The organism is Streptomyces sp. NPDC050418 (genome assembly GCF_044458745.1).
Taxonomy (GTDB): domain Bacteria; phylum Actinomycetota; class Actinomycetes; order Streptomycetales; family Streptomycetaceae; genus Streptomyces.
The window spans coordinates 297,074-310,482 of the sequence record NZ_JBITIG010000009.1; the positions used below are offsets into that span (position 1 = coordinate 297,074).

The following is a 13,409-nucleotide window of genomic DNA, read 5'->3' on the forward strand; positions in this document are numbered from 1 at the left end:
ACCGCCTCGCCGCACGGCCCGGAGCCGAGCGAGGGAGTGCACCCCGTGACCATCGCGCCAGTGGATCCGGCGACCGGGCGGGCCGCCGCGGCCGCCGCCGATGAGACCGTCCAGGACCAGCCCGGTGCCGCTCTCCTGCGGACCCTCACCGATCTGACCGCGGACCTCCCCGACACCGACCCCGGCCGGGTCGCCGCCGCCGCGCTGCGCGGCCGCAGCGCCCGCGCCGACGAGGCCGAGCTGCGCGAGCTCGCCACGGAGGCGGCCGCCGGACTCATCGCCGAGGACCCCGCGTACGCGAAGCTCGCCGCCCGCCTCCTCACCCGCACGATCGCCGACGAGGCCGCCACGCAGGGCGTGCGCACCTTCACCGAGTCCGTCTCGACCGGGCACCGCGAAGGCCTGATCGCCGACCGCACCGCCGAGTTCGTGTGGGTGCACCACGCGACCCTCGACGCGCTCATCGACCCGGCCGCCGACGACCGCTTCGGCTACTTCGGCCTGCGCACGGTCTACTCCCGCTACCTCCTGCGCCACCCGATCACGCGCAAGGTCATCGAGACGCCGCAGCACTTCATGCTGCGCGTGGCCGCCGGTCTCGCCGCCGACGAGTCCACGGGCTCCGTGGACGAAGTGGCCGCCCTGTACCGGCTGATGAGCCGCCTGGACTACCTGCCGTCCTCGCCGACGCTCTTCAACTCCGGCACCCGCCACCCGCAGATGTCCTCCTGCTACCTCCTGGACTCGCCCCTCGACGAGCTCGACTCGATCTACGACCGCTACCACCAGGTCGCCCGCCTCTCCAAGCACGCCGGCGGCATCGGCCTCGCCTACTCCCGTATCCGCGCCCGCGGCTCCCTGATCCGCGGCACGAACGGGCACTCCAACGGCATCGTCCCGTTCCTGAAGACCCTCGACGCGTCGGTGGCGGCGGTCAATCAGGGCGGGCGCAGGAAGGGCGCCGCGGCCGTCTACCTGGAGACCTGGCACGCGGACATCGAGGAGTTCCTCGAACTGCGCGACAACACCGGCGAGGACGCCCGCCGCACCCACAACCTCAATCTCGCGCACTGGATCCCGGACGAGTTCATGCGCCGCGTCGAGGCGGGCGGCGACTGGTCGCTGTTCTCGCCCGCCGACGTGCCCGAGCTCGTCGACCTGTGGGGCGATGAGTTCGACGCCGCGTACCGCCGGGCCGAAGCGGACGGGAAGGCGTCGAAGACCATCCCGGCCCGCGACCTGTACGGCCGCATGATGCGCACCCTCGCGCAGACCGGCAACGGCTGGATGACCTTCAAGGACGCCGCGAACCGCACCGCCAACCAGACCGCGGAGCCCGGCCACACCGTCCACAGCTCGAACCTGTGCACCGAGATCCTGGAGGTGACGGACGACGGGGAGACGGCCGTCTGCAACCTGGGCTCGGTCAACCTCGGTTCTTTCGTACGGGGCGACTCCATCGCCTGGGAGCGCCTGGACGAAACCGTCCGCACGGCCGTCACCTTCCTCGACCGCGTCGTCGACATCAACTTCTACCCGACCGAGCAGGCGGGCCGCTCCAACGCCCGCTGGCGCCCGGTGGGTCTGGGCGCCATGGGCCTGCAGGACGTCTTCTTCAAGCTCCGCCTGCCCTTCGACTCGCCCGAGGCCCGTGCCCTGTCCACCCGTATCGCCGAACGCATCATGCTCGCGGCATACGAGGCGTCCTGCGACCTCGCCGCAAAGGACGGCCCGCTCCCGGCCTGGGACAAGACCCGCACCGCCCGCGGCGTCCTGCACCCCGACCACTACGACGCGACCCTGAACTGGCCCGAGCGCTGGACCGCCCTGCGCGCCCGCATCGCCGCCACCGGCATGCGCAACTCGCTCCTGCTCGCCATCGCGCCCACCGCCACCATCGCCTCCATCGCCGGTGTCTACGAGTGCATCGAGCCGCAGGTCTCCAACCTGTTCAAGCGCGAGACGCTCAGCGGCGAGTTCCTCCAGGTCAACGCCTACCTCGTGGACGAGCTCAAGAAGCTCGGCGTCTGGGACGCGCAGACCCGCGAGGCCCTGCGCGACTCCAACGGCTCGGTCCAGGGCCTCAACTGGATCCCGGAGGACGTGCGCGCCCTGTACCGCACGGCCTGGGAGATCCCGCAGCGCGGCCTCATCGACATGGCCGCCGCACGCACCCCGTTCCTCGACCAGTCCCAGTCCCTCAACCTGTTCCTCGAGACGCCCACCATCGGCAAGTTGAGCTCGATGTACGCGTACGCCTGGAAGCAGGGTCTGAAGACCACGTACTACCTGCGCTCGCGCCCGGCCACCCGGATCGCCCGCGCCGCCGGAGCCGCCCGTACGACGGAAGCGGCGCCCATCCCCGTCCAGCAGGCGGACCCCGACGCGATCGCCTGCTCCCTGGAAAACCCCGAGTCCTGCGAGGCCTGCCAGTAATGACGACCGAAAGCCGCCCGAAGAACCTTCTGGACCCGGGCTTCGAACTCACCCTGCGCCCCATGCGCTACCCCGACTTCTACGAGCGCTATCGGGACGCGATCAAGAACACCTGGACCGTCGAGGAGGTCGACCTCCACTCCGACGTCGCCGACCTCGCGAAGCTCTCGCCGGGGGAGCAGCACATGATCGGCCGCCTCGTCGCGTTCTTCGCGACGGGCGACTCGATCGTGGCGAACAACCTGGTCCTGACGCTCTACAAGCACATCAACTCCCCCGAGGCGCGGCTGTACCTGTCCCGCCAGCTCTTCGAGGAGGCCGTCCACGTCCAGTTCTATCTGACCCTTCTGGACACCTACCTCCCCGACCCGGAGGACCGCACGGCGGCCTTCGCGGCGGTCGAGAACATCCCCTCGATCCGCGAGAAGGCGGAGTTCTGCTTCAAGTGGATGGACTCGGTCGAGTCCATCGACCGCCTGGAGACAAAGGCCGACCGCCGCCGCTTCCTCCTCAACCTGATCTGCTTCGCTGCATGCATCGAAGGGCTCTTCTTCTACGGGGCCTTCGCGTACGTGTACTGGTTCCGGTCGCGGGGGCTGCTGCATGGGCTGGCCACCGGAACGAACTGGGTGTTCCGGGACGAGACCATGCATATGAATTTCGCGTTCGAGGTCGTGGACACGGTCCGCAAGGAGGAGCCCGAGCTCTTCGACGACGAGCTGCGGCAGCAGGTCACCGACATGCTGAAGGAAGCCGTCGAGGCGGAGCTGCAGTTCGGCCGCGACCTGTGCGGGGACGGGCTGCCCGGCATGAACACCGAGTCGATGCGCCAGTACCTGGAATGCGTCGCCGACCAGCGGCTCGAACGGCTGGGCTTCGCGCCGGTCTACGGCTCGGAGAACCCGTTCTCCTTCATGGAACTCCAGGGCGTCCAGGAGCTCACGAACTTCTTCGAGCGCCGCCCCTCCGCCTACCAGGTGGCGGTCGAGGGTTCGGTGTCGTTCGACGACGAGTTCTAGGGTCCGGTTCCAGGGCCTGACCGGCGGATCAGGCCCTGGCGCTCAACAACACCGGAACCCCTCCCGAGGGTCCGCCTCCCGCGCGTCCATCCGCTCCCGCTCGAACTCCCTGCGGGACTTGGGCTCCTGGCCGTGGGAGCGGGCGTGGGCGGCGTAGTGGTCGTACGCCGCCTCGCCCGAGAGTTCGCGCCACCAGTAGCGGACCCTCCGGAGGGCGGTCATCAGGACGTGCCGGCCGTCACCGAGGTGGCGCCGCCGTCCGGGCCGGCCGAGGCCGCCGCCAGTTCCGCCTTCTCCTCGGCCGTCGGCCACAGGCCCGCCGGGGCGACGATCTTCGACTCCACGTACTCGGCTTCCTTGATCTCGGCGGAGCCGGGGTTGCGGATCGCCTTGACGCAGACGCGGGTCGCGTCGGCCAGGACGATGACGATGAGGACCGCGAAGAGGGCCGAAAGGACGCCGTCCACCGTGGCGTTGGTGACGATGGTCTCCATCGCGTCGCGGGTCTTGGCCGTGCCGAAGGACTCGGCGCCGGAGTCGAGTGCGTCCTGGTAGGCCTTGCGCTGGGCGAAGAAGCCGACCTTGATGTCGTCCGAGAACACCTTCTGCCAGCTCGCGGTGAGGGTCACGGCGACGTCCCACAGGAGGGGAATGCCCGTCACCCAGGCCCACTTGAGGCGGCCCGACTTGATGAGCAGCGTCGTACAGACCGCCAGCGCGACCGCCGCGAGCAGCTGGTTGGCGATGCCGAAGAGCGGGAAGAGCTGGTTGATGCCGCCCAGCGGGTCATGGACGCCGACCCAGAGGAAGTAGCCCCAGCCGCCGACCACGATGGCGCTGGTCAGCCAGACACCCGGCTTCCACGAGACGTCGCGCAGCGGCTTCCACACGTTGCCCAGGGTGTCCTGCAGCATGAAGCGGCCCACGCGCGTACCGGCGTCGACCGTGGTGAGGATGAAGAGCGCCTCGAACATGATCGCGAAGTGGTACCAGAAGGCCTTCATCCCGGCGCCGCCGATGACGGCCGAGAAGATCTCCGACATACCGAGTGCGAAGGTCGGCGCGCCACCGGTCTTGGAGGTGATGGCGGGCTCGCCCACGTCCTTGGCGGCCTGGGCCAGAGCGGCCGGGTCGATGCTGAAGCCGAAGCTCTTCACCGCCTCGGAGGCGGACTCCAGCGTCGGGCCGAGCACGCCCGCGGGCGAGTTGACCGCGAAGTACAGACCGGGCTCCAGGATGCACGCGCAGATCACGGCCATGATCGCGACGAACGACTCGGTGAGCATCGAGCCGTAGCCGATCAGCCGGACCTGCGTCTCCTTCTGCACCATCTTCGGCGTCGTGCCGGAGGAGACCAGCGCGTGGAAGCCGGACAGGGCGCCACAGGCGATCGTGATGAAGACGAACGGGAACATGGAGCCGGCGAAGACCGGACCGGCGCCGCTGGTCGCGAACTCGGTGACAGCGTCCATCTTCATCGTCGGCATCGCGATCACGACACCGAGTGCGAGCAGCACGATCGTGCCGACCTTCATGAAGGTCGAGAGGTAGTCACGCGGCGCGAGCAGCATCCAGACCGGCAGGACCGAGGCCAGGAAGCCGTAGATGACCATCCAGATGACCAGCGAGGACGGCGCGAGCGTGAACGCCTCGGCCCACGAGGACTCGGCGACCCAGCGGCCCGAGACGATCGCGAGCAGCAGCAGTGCGACGCCGATGACGGAGACCTCGGTGACCCGGCCCGGACGCAGGATGCGCAGGTAGACGCCCATGAACAGGGCGATCGGGATGGTCATCGCGATGGAGAAGACACCCCACGGCGAGTGCGCGAGCGCGTTCACGATCACCAGCGCGAGCACCGCGAGCAGGATGATCATGATGGCGAAGACGGCGACCAGGGCGGCGGCGCCGCCGAACGGGCCGATCTCGTCGCGCGCCATCTGGCCGAGCGACTTGCCGTTGCGGCGGGTCGAGAAGAAGAGCACCACCATGTCCTGGACGGCACCGGCGAAGATCACGCCGGCCACGATCCAGATGGTGCCCGGCAGATAGCCCATCTGCGCGGCGAGCACGGGACCGACCAGCGGCCCCGCGCCCGCGACGGCCGCGAAGTGGTGGCCGAAGAGGACCCGGCGGTCGGTGGGGTGGAAGTCGACACCGTTGTCCAGGCGTTCGGCGGGCGTGGCCCGCTTCTTGTCGACCTTCAGGACCTTGTTCGCGATGAACTTCGCGTAGAAGCGGTACGCGATCGCGTACGAGCCGAGCGCCGCGGCGAGCAGCCACGCGGCCGAGATCTCCTCGCCGCGCGAGAGCGCCAGGACGCCCCAGCCGGTGGCGCCGACCAGGGCGACCAGCGTCCAGATGATGACCGACTTGGTCGTTATCTTTCGTCTTGCGGTATCCGTCGCCGTCTCCGGCATGGTGGCTCCGTCCCCTTGATCACCGTGCGATTGCGTGCGCAATCTAAGGGACGGGTCTCGGAGGACGGAACCCCCTGTCCGGATATCGGGCCAGGACACCTCCGGAACCTCAACAGGAGCTCAACTGGCTCCCGGCCGGACCTCCGCAGGCGCTCGGCAGGTGCTCAGCAGCAGCGGAATCCCTGCCGGGGGTCCGCCTCCTGCCGGTCGGTGCGCGCCCGCTCGAACGCACGGCGCGAGCACACGGGCGCGTCGGGGTGGTCCTTGCGGGCGTGGGCGACGTACCGCTCGTACGCCGTCTCGCCCGTCAACTCCCGTACGTACCACCAGATCTTGGAAACCGCGCTCCGTGCGCTCACGGCCACGCTCATGGTGATGCCTCCGATCCCTCCCGCGGACCGTCCACGCGTCCGCCGCCAGACCCGAGCCCGGCCGCGGCCAGCTCGGCCTTCTCGTCCTTGGTCGCGAACAGCTGCGCCGGAGCCACGTACTGCGACTCCACGTGCGGCTCCTCGTGCGAGACCACGGACTGAGGATTGCGTACGGCCTTGATGCAGACGCGCGCCGCATCGGCGATCACCACGACGACAAGGAGCGCGAACAGGGCCGAGAGCACCCCGTCCACCGTGGTGTTGGTGACGATCGTGCGCGCGTCCTCCAGGGCCTTGCCCTCCAGTGTGCCGCTGTCGATGGCGGCCTGCGCCTTGTCGCCCTGCGCGAAGAAGCCGACGCGCGGGTCGCCGGAGAAGACCTTCTGCCAGCTCGCGGTGAGCGTCACGACCGCGACCCAGGCCAGCGGAACGCCGGTCACCCAGGCCCACTTGAGGCGGCCCGACTTGATCAGGAGCGTGGTGCAGACGGTCAGGGCGACCGCGCCGAGGAGCTGGTTGGAGATGCCGAACAGCGGGAACAGCTGGTTGATGCCGCCCAGCGGGTCGCGGACGCCCACCCACAGGAAGTAGCCCCAGAGCCCGGTGACGATCGCGCTGGAGACGAGCAGACCCGGCCACCAGCTGACGCGCTTGAGCGGCTTGTAGACGTTGCCGAGGGTGTCCTGCAGCATGAACCGTCCGACGCGGGTTCCGGCGTCGAGTGCGGTCAGGATGAACAGCGCCTCGAACATGATCGCGAAGTGATACCAGAAGGCCTTGAGCCCGTCCGAGGTGACGGCCGAGAAGATCTCCGAGACCCCGATCGCGAAGGTCGGCGCCCCGCCCGTACGGCCCCAGAGCGAGGCTTCCTCGACGGATTTCGCGTACGCGGCCATGTCGGCCTCGCTGATCGAGAAGCCCCAGCCCTGGATGGTGTTCACCCAGTCCTGGACGTTCTCGCCGAGCACCGCGGGCGCCGAGTTCATCCCGAAGAAGAGGCCGGGGTCGAGGACACAGGCCGCGATCATCGCCATGATCGCCACGGACGACTCCAGGAGCATGGAGCCGTAGCCGATCATGCGGACCTGCGTCTCCTTCTCGACCATCTTGGGTGTGGTGCCCGAGGAGATGAGCGCGTGGAAGCCGGAGAGCGCCCCGCACGCGATGGTGATGAACACGAACGGGAAGAGCGATCCGGCGAACACCGGCCCGGTGCCCTGCGTGGCGAAGTCCGTGACCGCGTCCATCTTGAGGGTGGGCGCGGCGAACACGACGCCGATGAAGAGCAGTCCGATGGTGCCGAGCTTCATGAACGTGGACAGGTAGTCACGCGGCGCGAGCAGCATCCACACCGGCAGCACGGAGGCCACGAACGCGTACGACACCAGCCAGAAGACCAGCGACTCCTTGCTGAGCGTGAAGGCCTCCGCCCAGGAGGAGTTGGCCACCCAGCGGCCGGCGATCAGCGCGAACAGGAGCAGCGCGACACCGATGAGGGAGACCTCGGCGATCCGTCCCGGCCTGAGCACCCGCAGATAGAAGCCCATGAACAGGGCGATCGGGATCGTCATGCCGATGGAGAACGTGCCCCACGGCGATTCCGCGAGCGCGTTGACCACGACGAGCGCGAGCACCGCGAGCAGGATGATCATGATGGTGAAGACGGCGAGCAGCGCGGCCGCACCGCCGATCGGGCCGATCTCCTCGCGGGCCATCTGGCCGAGCGAACGGCCGTTGCGCCGCGTGGAGAAGAAGAGCACCACCATGTCCTGGACGGCACCCGCGAAGATCACGCCGGCCACGATCCAGATGGTGCCGGGCAGATAGCCCATCTGCGCGGCGAGTACGGGTCCGACCAGCGGCCCCGCGCCGGAGATCGCGGCGAAGTGGTGGCCGAAGAGGACCCGGCGGTCGGTGGGTTGGTAGTCGATCCCGTTGTCGAGCCGTTCGGCGGGCGTGGCCCGCGTCTTGTCGACCTTCAGGACGCGGTACGCGATGAACTTCGAGTAGAAGCGGTAGCCGATCGCGTACGAGCCGAGTGCGGCGGCCACCATCCAGGCCGCCGACACCTCCTCGCCCCGCGACAGCGCGAGCACGGTCCAGCCGGCTGCGCCGATCAGCGAGACGACGGTCCATATGACGATCGAGCGGGTCTTGTTGCGGCTTCGACCGGTGACTGCGGTTGACACGGGTGGTCCTCCCGTTCATGCGGCGACGGGAGGACCGTAGAGCAAGGATGTGATCTGCGCTACACCGCGGGGGACCTCAGGCCCAGTCGATCACGGCCGAGAGCGGGCCGCGGGTCGGGCCGCAGTCGGCCAGGGAGGTCATGTTCCAGTCGGCGTTGGCGCGCCGCCAGGGGCCGTAAATGGTGTTGTTGGTGGTGCCGTTGGTGCAGACCACCTTGACGCGGAACGTCTTGTTGGACACGCCGGCCGGGCACTTGGCCCAGCCCGTGTGGCCGGACTTGCCGGTGGAGCAGCCCGCTGCCTGGGCGGGCGCCGCCAGTGCGACGCCGCCCAGGATCAGTGCTCCGGTCAGCCCCGCGGTGGCCAGCTTCTTGGCGATACGCATGGGGGTTCCCCCTTCGGTCGGTCTCGGTCGATCTTCGGTCGAAGTGATCGATCAGGACCGTAAGCGGGGCGCATGGGTCAGGGCAAGGGATTGGTCCGTACCAATTCCCTTGCCCTGTGGGGGAGTTGAACTTCCAGGGGTGGGCGGTCAGTCAACCGGCCGCTTGAGGCGCGCCACGAACTTGTACCGGTCACCGCGGTACACCGAGCGCACCCACTCCACCGGCTTGCCCTCGGCGTCCACCGAGTGGCGCGACAGCATCAGCATCGGCAGGCCCACGTCCGTGCCGAGCATCGCCGCCTCGGTCGGGGTCGCGAGCGAGGTCTCGATGGTCTCCTCGGCCTCGGCGAGATGGACGTCGTAGACCTCGGCGAGCGCCGTGTACAGAGAGGTGTACTTGACGAGCGAGCGGCGCAGCGCGGGGAAACGCTTCGCCGACAGATGCGTGGTCTCGATGGCCATCGGCTCGGCGTTCGCCAGACGCAGCCGCTGGATGCGCAGGACACGGCCGCCGGTGGTGATGTCGAGCAGCTCGGCGAGCCGGTCGTCGGCGGTGATGTAGCCGATGTCGAGGAGCTGCGAGGTCGGTTCGAGGCCCTGCGCCCGCATGTCCTCGGTGTACGAGGTGAGTTGGAGCGACTGCGAGACCTTGGGCTTGGCGACGAAGGTGCCCTTGCCCTGGATCCGCTCGAGCCGGCCCTCGACCACCAGTTCCTGCAGCGCCTGGCGCACCGTGGTGCGCGAGGTGTCGAACTCGGCCGCGAGTGTGCGCTCCGGAGGGACGGGTGTGCCGGGCGGCAGAGTCTCCGTCATATCCAGCAAATGCCGCTTCAGGCGGTAGTACTTGGGGACACGGGCAGCGCGCCCGGTACCCGTCGGTTCGGCCGCCGCGGTGCCGCTCCCTGCGCTGCCCGCCTCCGTGCCCATACGCCCGCCCGTCTCCTTGCCGCCGAGTGCGGTGCTCTCGTGCGGCTCCTGCGCTGCTGCCGTCACCGGCTCCTCCGTCTGTCGCGGCTCACATCGTGACACGGCCCTGTCCCGGCCTGTCGCTCTCGCTCAGGTGTCGGTCCGGTAACGGGATGTGAGACCCCTCTTATACACCCTTGACACCCCTAAAGGTCTAGGCCAAGCTCCCGGTACTGGTCTACACCATTAAAGACCAGGTCCCAGCCCCACGGCAGTACTTGGCGTATGTCACCGCATGTGGGCAGGGGGGTGGGCAGATCCCTGAGGAGGGTGGCGTGAAGCGCAAGCTGATTGCGGCGGTGGGCGTCGCGGCGATGATGTCGGGTATCGCGGCGTGTGGCTCGGACAGTGGTGACAACTCCGCCAAGGACCCGAAGGACCGCGACGAGACGCTGACCGTCTGGCTGATGGTCGACGCTCAGAGCACCTGGCCGGAGCTGGTCAAGGACGTCAACGCGCAGTTCAAGAAGAAGTACCCGAAGGTCAACGTCAAGGTGCAGTACCAGCAGTGGGCCGACAAGGCCAAGAAGCTGGACACCGCGCTCGGCGGCGACAAGTTCCCGGACGTTGTCGAGCTCGGCAACACCGAGACCATGCAGTACATCCTCAACGGGGCGCTCGCCGAGATCGACCCGAAGAAGTACGACAACAGCGACACCTGGATCCAGGGTCTCAAGGACACCTGTTCGTTCGAGGGCAAGCAGTACTGCGTGCCCTACTACGCCGGTGCGCGTGTCGCGATCTACAACACCGAGATGTTCAAGAAGGGCTCGGGCAGCGACAAGCTGCCGGAGACCGAGGCGGACCTGCTCAAGGCCCTCGACAAGGTCCAGGCCGAGTACACGAAGAAGGACAAGCGCTTCTCCTCGCTCTACCTGCCCGGTCGTTACTGGTACGCCGCGATGTCCTACGTCGCCGCGTACGGCGGCAAGATCGCCGAGTACGACGAGGGCTCCAAGGAGTGGAAGGGCGCGCTCTCCAGCTCCGAGGCCAAGCAGGGCATCGAGCACTTCATCGACCTGGTCAAGAAGTACAACAAGGCCGACCAGACCAAGGACGAGCAGGACCACGCCAACGTGATGGCCAACGAGAAGGCCGCCCTTCTCTACGGCAACGGCTGGGAGGCCGGCTCGGTCATCGACGGCAAGAACAACGGCAACCCGAAGCTCGAGGGCAAGATCCAGGTGGCCGGTATGCCCGGCCCGAACGGCAAGGCCCTGCCGTCGTTCATCGGTGGCTCGGACCTCGCCGTCACCGGCAAGTCCAAGGTCGCGGACCTCGGTGAGGAGTGGATCTCCCTCTTCACCAGCGAGAAGTCCATGGAGGTGCTGGCCGGCAAGAACATCCTGCCGAACAACACCAAGCAGCTCGAACCGCTGAAGTCCAAGCCCGAGACGGCCCCCGTGGCCAACGCCGTGCCGGACGCCTGGTTCACCCCGATCGCTCCGGGCTGGACCTCGATCGAGAAGGAGGAGGTCCTGGAGAACATGCTCCTGTCCATCCTCAAGGGCACCTCGGTCGACGAGGCCACGAAGAAGGCCGACGACAAGATCAACGAGCTGATCAACAAGTAGTCGAGAGCCGGAAGGCTCCCAGGCGGCGGCGGGGCTCTCGCGGGCCCCGCCGACCGCCCCTTTCGGTGCACCCGCAGCCAGTTCACCGGGGTGCAGAGAGACAAACGGAAGGTCAGCCACGTGAGTGCCGCCGACACCACCAAGGCCGCGGGGGCCGAGATCCCCGTACAAACGGCCACGAAAGTCACCGACCGCGGCTCGTCCTCACCGGACGGCACTCCTCGTGGTCCCGTGCAGGGCGCAGCGAAGCGCACCTTCAAGAAGGGAGCCCTGCTCCCTTATCTCCTGATCCTCCCGGCGATCGTCGCGATCGCCGTGATTTATGCGTATCCCCTGGTCAAGACAGTGATGCTGTCCTTCCAGGACCTCGGACGGCGTGAGCTGTGGAGCGGGGACGACCCGCCGTGGGTCGGCTTCGAGCAGTTCACCAACATCCTGGGCGACTCGGAGTTCTGGTACGTCACCGGCCGCACCGTCCTGTTCATGGCGGTCTGCGTCCTGCTCACGATGGCCATCGGACTCATGATCGCGCTGCTGATGCAGCGGCTGACCACCTGGGTGCGACTGACCCTCACCGTGGCCCTGATCGCCGCCTGGTCGATGCCGCTCATGGTGGCCGCCTCGATCTTCCGCTGGCTGGCCGACTCCGACTACGGCCTGATCAACACCCTGATCGCCAAGGTCGCCGGCGAGGACTTCCTCGGCCACAACTGGTTCCTCAACCCCTGGCAGGGCTTCGCCGTGATCACCGCCCTGGTGGTCTGGGGTGCGATCCCCTTCGTCTCCATCACGCTCTACGCGGCCCTGACCCAGGTCCCCGCAGAGCTTGAGGAGGCCGCCCAGCTCGACGGTGCGAACGCCTTCGGCGTCTACCGCTACGTCACCTGGCCCGTGATCAAGCCCGTGTTCATCATGGTGGGCACGCTCTCGGTCATCTGGGACTTCAACGTCTTCGGGCAGATCTGGCTGCTGCGCGGCAACAAGCCCGAACCCGAGTACGAGACCCTCGGCCTCTACTCCTACTCCAAGGCCTTCGAGTCCACGTCGTTCAGCCAGGGCTCGGCGATTGCACTCATCACCGTGCTGCTGCTGTCCGGTGTGGCCGTGTACTACGTGCGTCAGCTGATCAAGACGGGAGAGGTCGAATGAGCGCCTCGACTCCGACGACTCCGGTGGCCAAGGCCGGCACCACCCGCGAACCGCAGGTCCTGCGCCCGGACCGCAAGAAGTCCCGCCTCGGCTACAACATCATCGGCCTGGTGTTCGCTGCGGTGATGGCGTTCCCGGTGTACTGGCTGATCGTCAGCGCCCTGCGCCCCAACCAGGAGATCCGCTCGTACGACCAGACCCTGTGGCCGTCGTCGATCACCTTCGACAACTTCAAGCGGGCCCTGAACCAGCCCAACTTCGACACCGCGGTCCAGTCCACGCTGATCGTCTCGCTCACCGCCGTGGTCGGCGGCATGGTGATCGCGACCCTCGCGGCCCTCGCCATCGGACGCTTCAAGTTCTTCGGCCGCAAGCCGCTGCTCGTGGTCCTCATCCTGGTCCAGATGCTGCCGCCGACGGCGATGCTCATCCCGATCTACGCCCAGCTCAACGCCATGGGCGGCCTCAACGAGTACTGGGGCCTGATCGCCATCTACCTCGTGGCCACCCTGCCGTTCGCGGTCGTCATGATCCGCGGCTTCGTGGTGAACATCCCGGTGGAGCTCGAGGAATCCGCCATGGTCGACGGCTGTACGCGCTTCGGTGCCTTCATGCGGGTCGTCTTCCCGCTGCTCGCACCCGGCCTCGCCGCCGCCTCGATCTTCGCGCTGGTCAACGCGTGGAATGAGTACTTGTTCGCGTACATCTTGATGAACGACAACGACAAGTACACGCTCAATGTCTGGCTGATGACGTTCACCACCGAACGCGGCACGGACTACGGGGCGTTGATGGCCGGCTCCACCATGATCGCACTGCCCGTGGTGATCTTCTTCATGATCATTCAGAAGAAGATGGCCACGGGTCTCACCTCAGGCGCCGTGAAGGGATAACCCCCGC

11 protein-coding genes are annotated in these 13,409 nt (G+C 67.7%); 5 read left to right on the forward strand and 6 right to left on the reverse strand.

The genetic code is table 11. From position 1 onward, the window contains the following. The first annotated feature begins 45 nt into the window (after nucleotides 1-45). Both ACIBI4_RS23595 and ACIBI4_RS23600 read left to right on the forward strand, forming a co-directional pair. Nucleotides 46-2,436 (forward strand): ribonucleoside-diphosphate reductase subunit alpha, encoded by a 2,391-nt coding sequence (locus ACIBI4_RS23595; protein ID WP_399205970.1) that lies wholly within the window; start codon nucleotides 46-48, stop codon nucleotides 2,434-2,436. Beyond that, a complete protein-coding gene (locus ACIBI4_RS23600; protein ID WP_399205971.1) occupies nucleotides 2,436-3,455 on the forward strand; it encodes a ribonucleotide-diphosphate reductase subunit beta in 1,020 nt (339 codons plus the stop codon). The genes ACIBI4_RS23595 and ACIBI4_RS23600 overlap by 1 nt, the downstream gene beginning before the upstream one ends. 42 nt (nucleotides 3,456-3,497) lie before the next feature. Here the strand turns inward: ACIBI4_RS23600 and ACIBI4_RS23605 are convergent, their stop codons facing one another. From ACIBI4_RS23605 to ACIBI4_RS23630, 6 genes are all read right to left on the reverse strand, one after another. Beyond that, nucleotides 3,498-3,677 carry a CstA-like transporter-associated (seleno)protein gene (locus tag ACIBI4_RS23605; protein ID WP_399205972.1) on the reverse strand — a complete coding sequence of 60 codons (180 nt, stop codon included), beginning with the start codon at nucleotides 3,675-3,677 and terminating at the stop codon, nucleotides 3,498-3,500. Next, a complete protein-coding gene (locus ACIBI4_RS23610) occupies nucleotides 3,677-5,875 on the reverse strand; it encodes a carbon starvation CstA family protein (protein ID WP_399205973.1) in 2,199 nt (732 codons plus the stop codon). The genes ACIBI4_RS23605 and ACIBI4_RS23610 overlap by 1 nt, the downstream gene beginning before the upstream one ends. Before the next feature lie 164 nt (nucleotides 5,876-6,039). After that, nucleotides 6,040-6,246 carry a YbdD/YjiX family protein gene (locus tag ACIBI4_RS23615; RefSeq protein ID WP_399205974.1) on the reverse strand — a complete coding sequence of 69 codons (207 nt, stop codon included), beginning with the start codon at nucleotides 6,244-6,246 and terminating at the stop codon, nucleotides 6,040-6,042. Next, nucleotides 6,243-8,435, reverse strand: a complete 2,193-nt coding sequence (locus tag ACIBI4_RS23620) for a carbon starvation CstA family protein (RefSeq protein WP_399205975.1) — start codon at nucleotides 8,433-8,435, stop codon at nucleotides 6,243-6,245. Before ACIBI4_RS23620 ends, ACIBI4_RS23615 begins: the two co-directional genes overlap by 4 nt. Before the next feature lie 76 nt (nucleotides 8,436-8,511). Next, nucleotides 8,512-8,820, reverse strand: a complete 309-nt coding sequence (locus tag ACIBI4_RS23625) for a hypothetical protein (RefSeq protein ID WP_399205976.1) — start codon at nucleotides 8,818-8,820, stop codon at nucleotides 8,512-8,514. A 147-nt stretch (nucleotides 8,821-8,967) separates the two neighbouring features. Then, nucleotides 8,968-9,747 (reverse strand): GntR family transcriptional regulator, encoded by a 780-nt coding sequence (locus ACIBI4_RS23630; RefSeq protein ID WP_399206089.1) that lies wholly within the window; start codon nucleotides 9,745-9,747, stop codon nucleotides 8,968-8,970. Nucleotides 9,748-10,061: 314 nt separating this feature from the next. On the opposite strand from ACIBI4_RS23630, the gene ACIBI4_RS23635 reads away from it, so the two are divergent. The 3 genes from ACIBI4_RS23635 (at nucleotide 10,062) to ACIBI4_RS23645 (ending at nucleotide 13,402) form a co-directional block, all read left to right on the forward strand. Further along, complete coding sequence (locus tag ACIBI4_RS23635; RefSeq protein WP_399205977.1) at nucleotides 10,062-11,360, forward strand: sugar ABC transporter substrate-binding protein; 1,299 nt, start codon at nucleotides 10,062-10,064, stop codon at nucleotides 11,358-11,360. A 120-nt stretch (nucleotides 11,361-11,480) separates the two neighbouring features. Beyond that, entirely contained in the window at nucleotides 11,481-12,509 is a 1,029-nt protein-coding gene (locus ACIBI4_RS23640; protein ID WP_399205978.1) for a carbohydrate ABC transporter permease, read from the forward strand. Further along, a complete protein-coding gene (locus ACIBI4_RS23645; RefSeq protein WP_399205979.1) occupies nucleotides 12,506-13,402 on the forward strand; it encodes a carbohydrate ABC transporter permease in 897 nt (298 codons plus the stop codon). Before ACIBI4_RS23640 ends, ACIBI4_RS23645 begins: the two co-directional genes overlap by 4 nt. Nucleotides 13,403-13,409: the final 7 nt, after the last annotated feature.

Excerpts from the sequence above, each read along its gene's own strand:
- ACIBI4_RS23600 (WP_399205971.1), top strand. The coding sequence starts at position 2,436 with ATGACGACCGAAAGCCGCCCGAAGAACCTTCTGGACCCGGGCTTCGAA.
- ACIBI4_RS23605 (WP_399205972.1), bottom strand. The coding sequence starts at position 3,677 with ATGACCGCCCTCCGGAGGGTCCGCTACTGGTGGCGCGAACTCTCGGGC.
- ACIBI4_RS23610 (WP_399205973.1), bottom strand. The coding sequence starts at position 5,875 with ATGCCGGAGACGGCGACGGATACCGCAAGACGAAAGATAACGACCAAG.
- ACIBI4_RS23615 (WP_399205974.1), bottom strand. The coding sequence starts at position 6,246 with ATGAGCGTGGCCGTGAGCGCACGGAGCGCGGTTTCCAAGATCTGGTGG.
- ACIBI4_RS23625 (WP_399205976.1), bottom strand. The coding sequence starts at position 8,820 with ATGCGTATCGCCAAGAAGCTGGCCACCGCGGGGCTGACCGGAGCACTG.
- ACIBI4_RS23630 (WP_399206089.1), bottom strand. The coding sequence starts at position 9,747 with ATGGGCACGGAGGCGGGCAGCGCAGGGAGCGGCACCGCGGCGGCCGAA.
- ACIBI4_RS23645 (WP_399205979.1), top strand. The coding sequence starts at position 12,506 with ATGAGCGCCTCGACTCCGACGACTCCGGTGGCCAAGGCCGGCACCACC.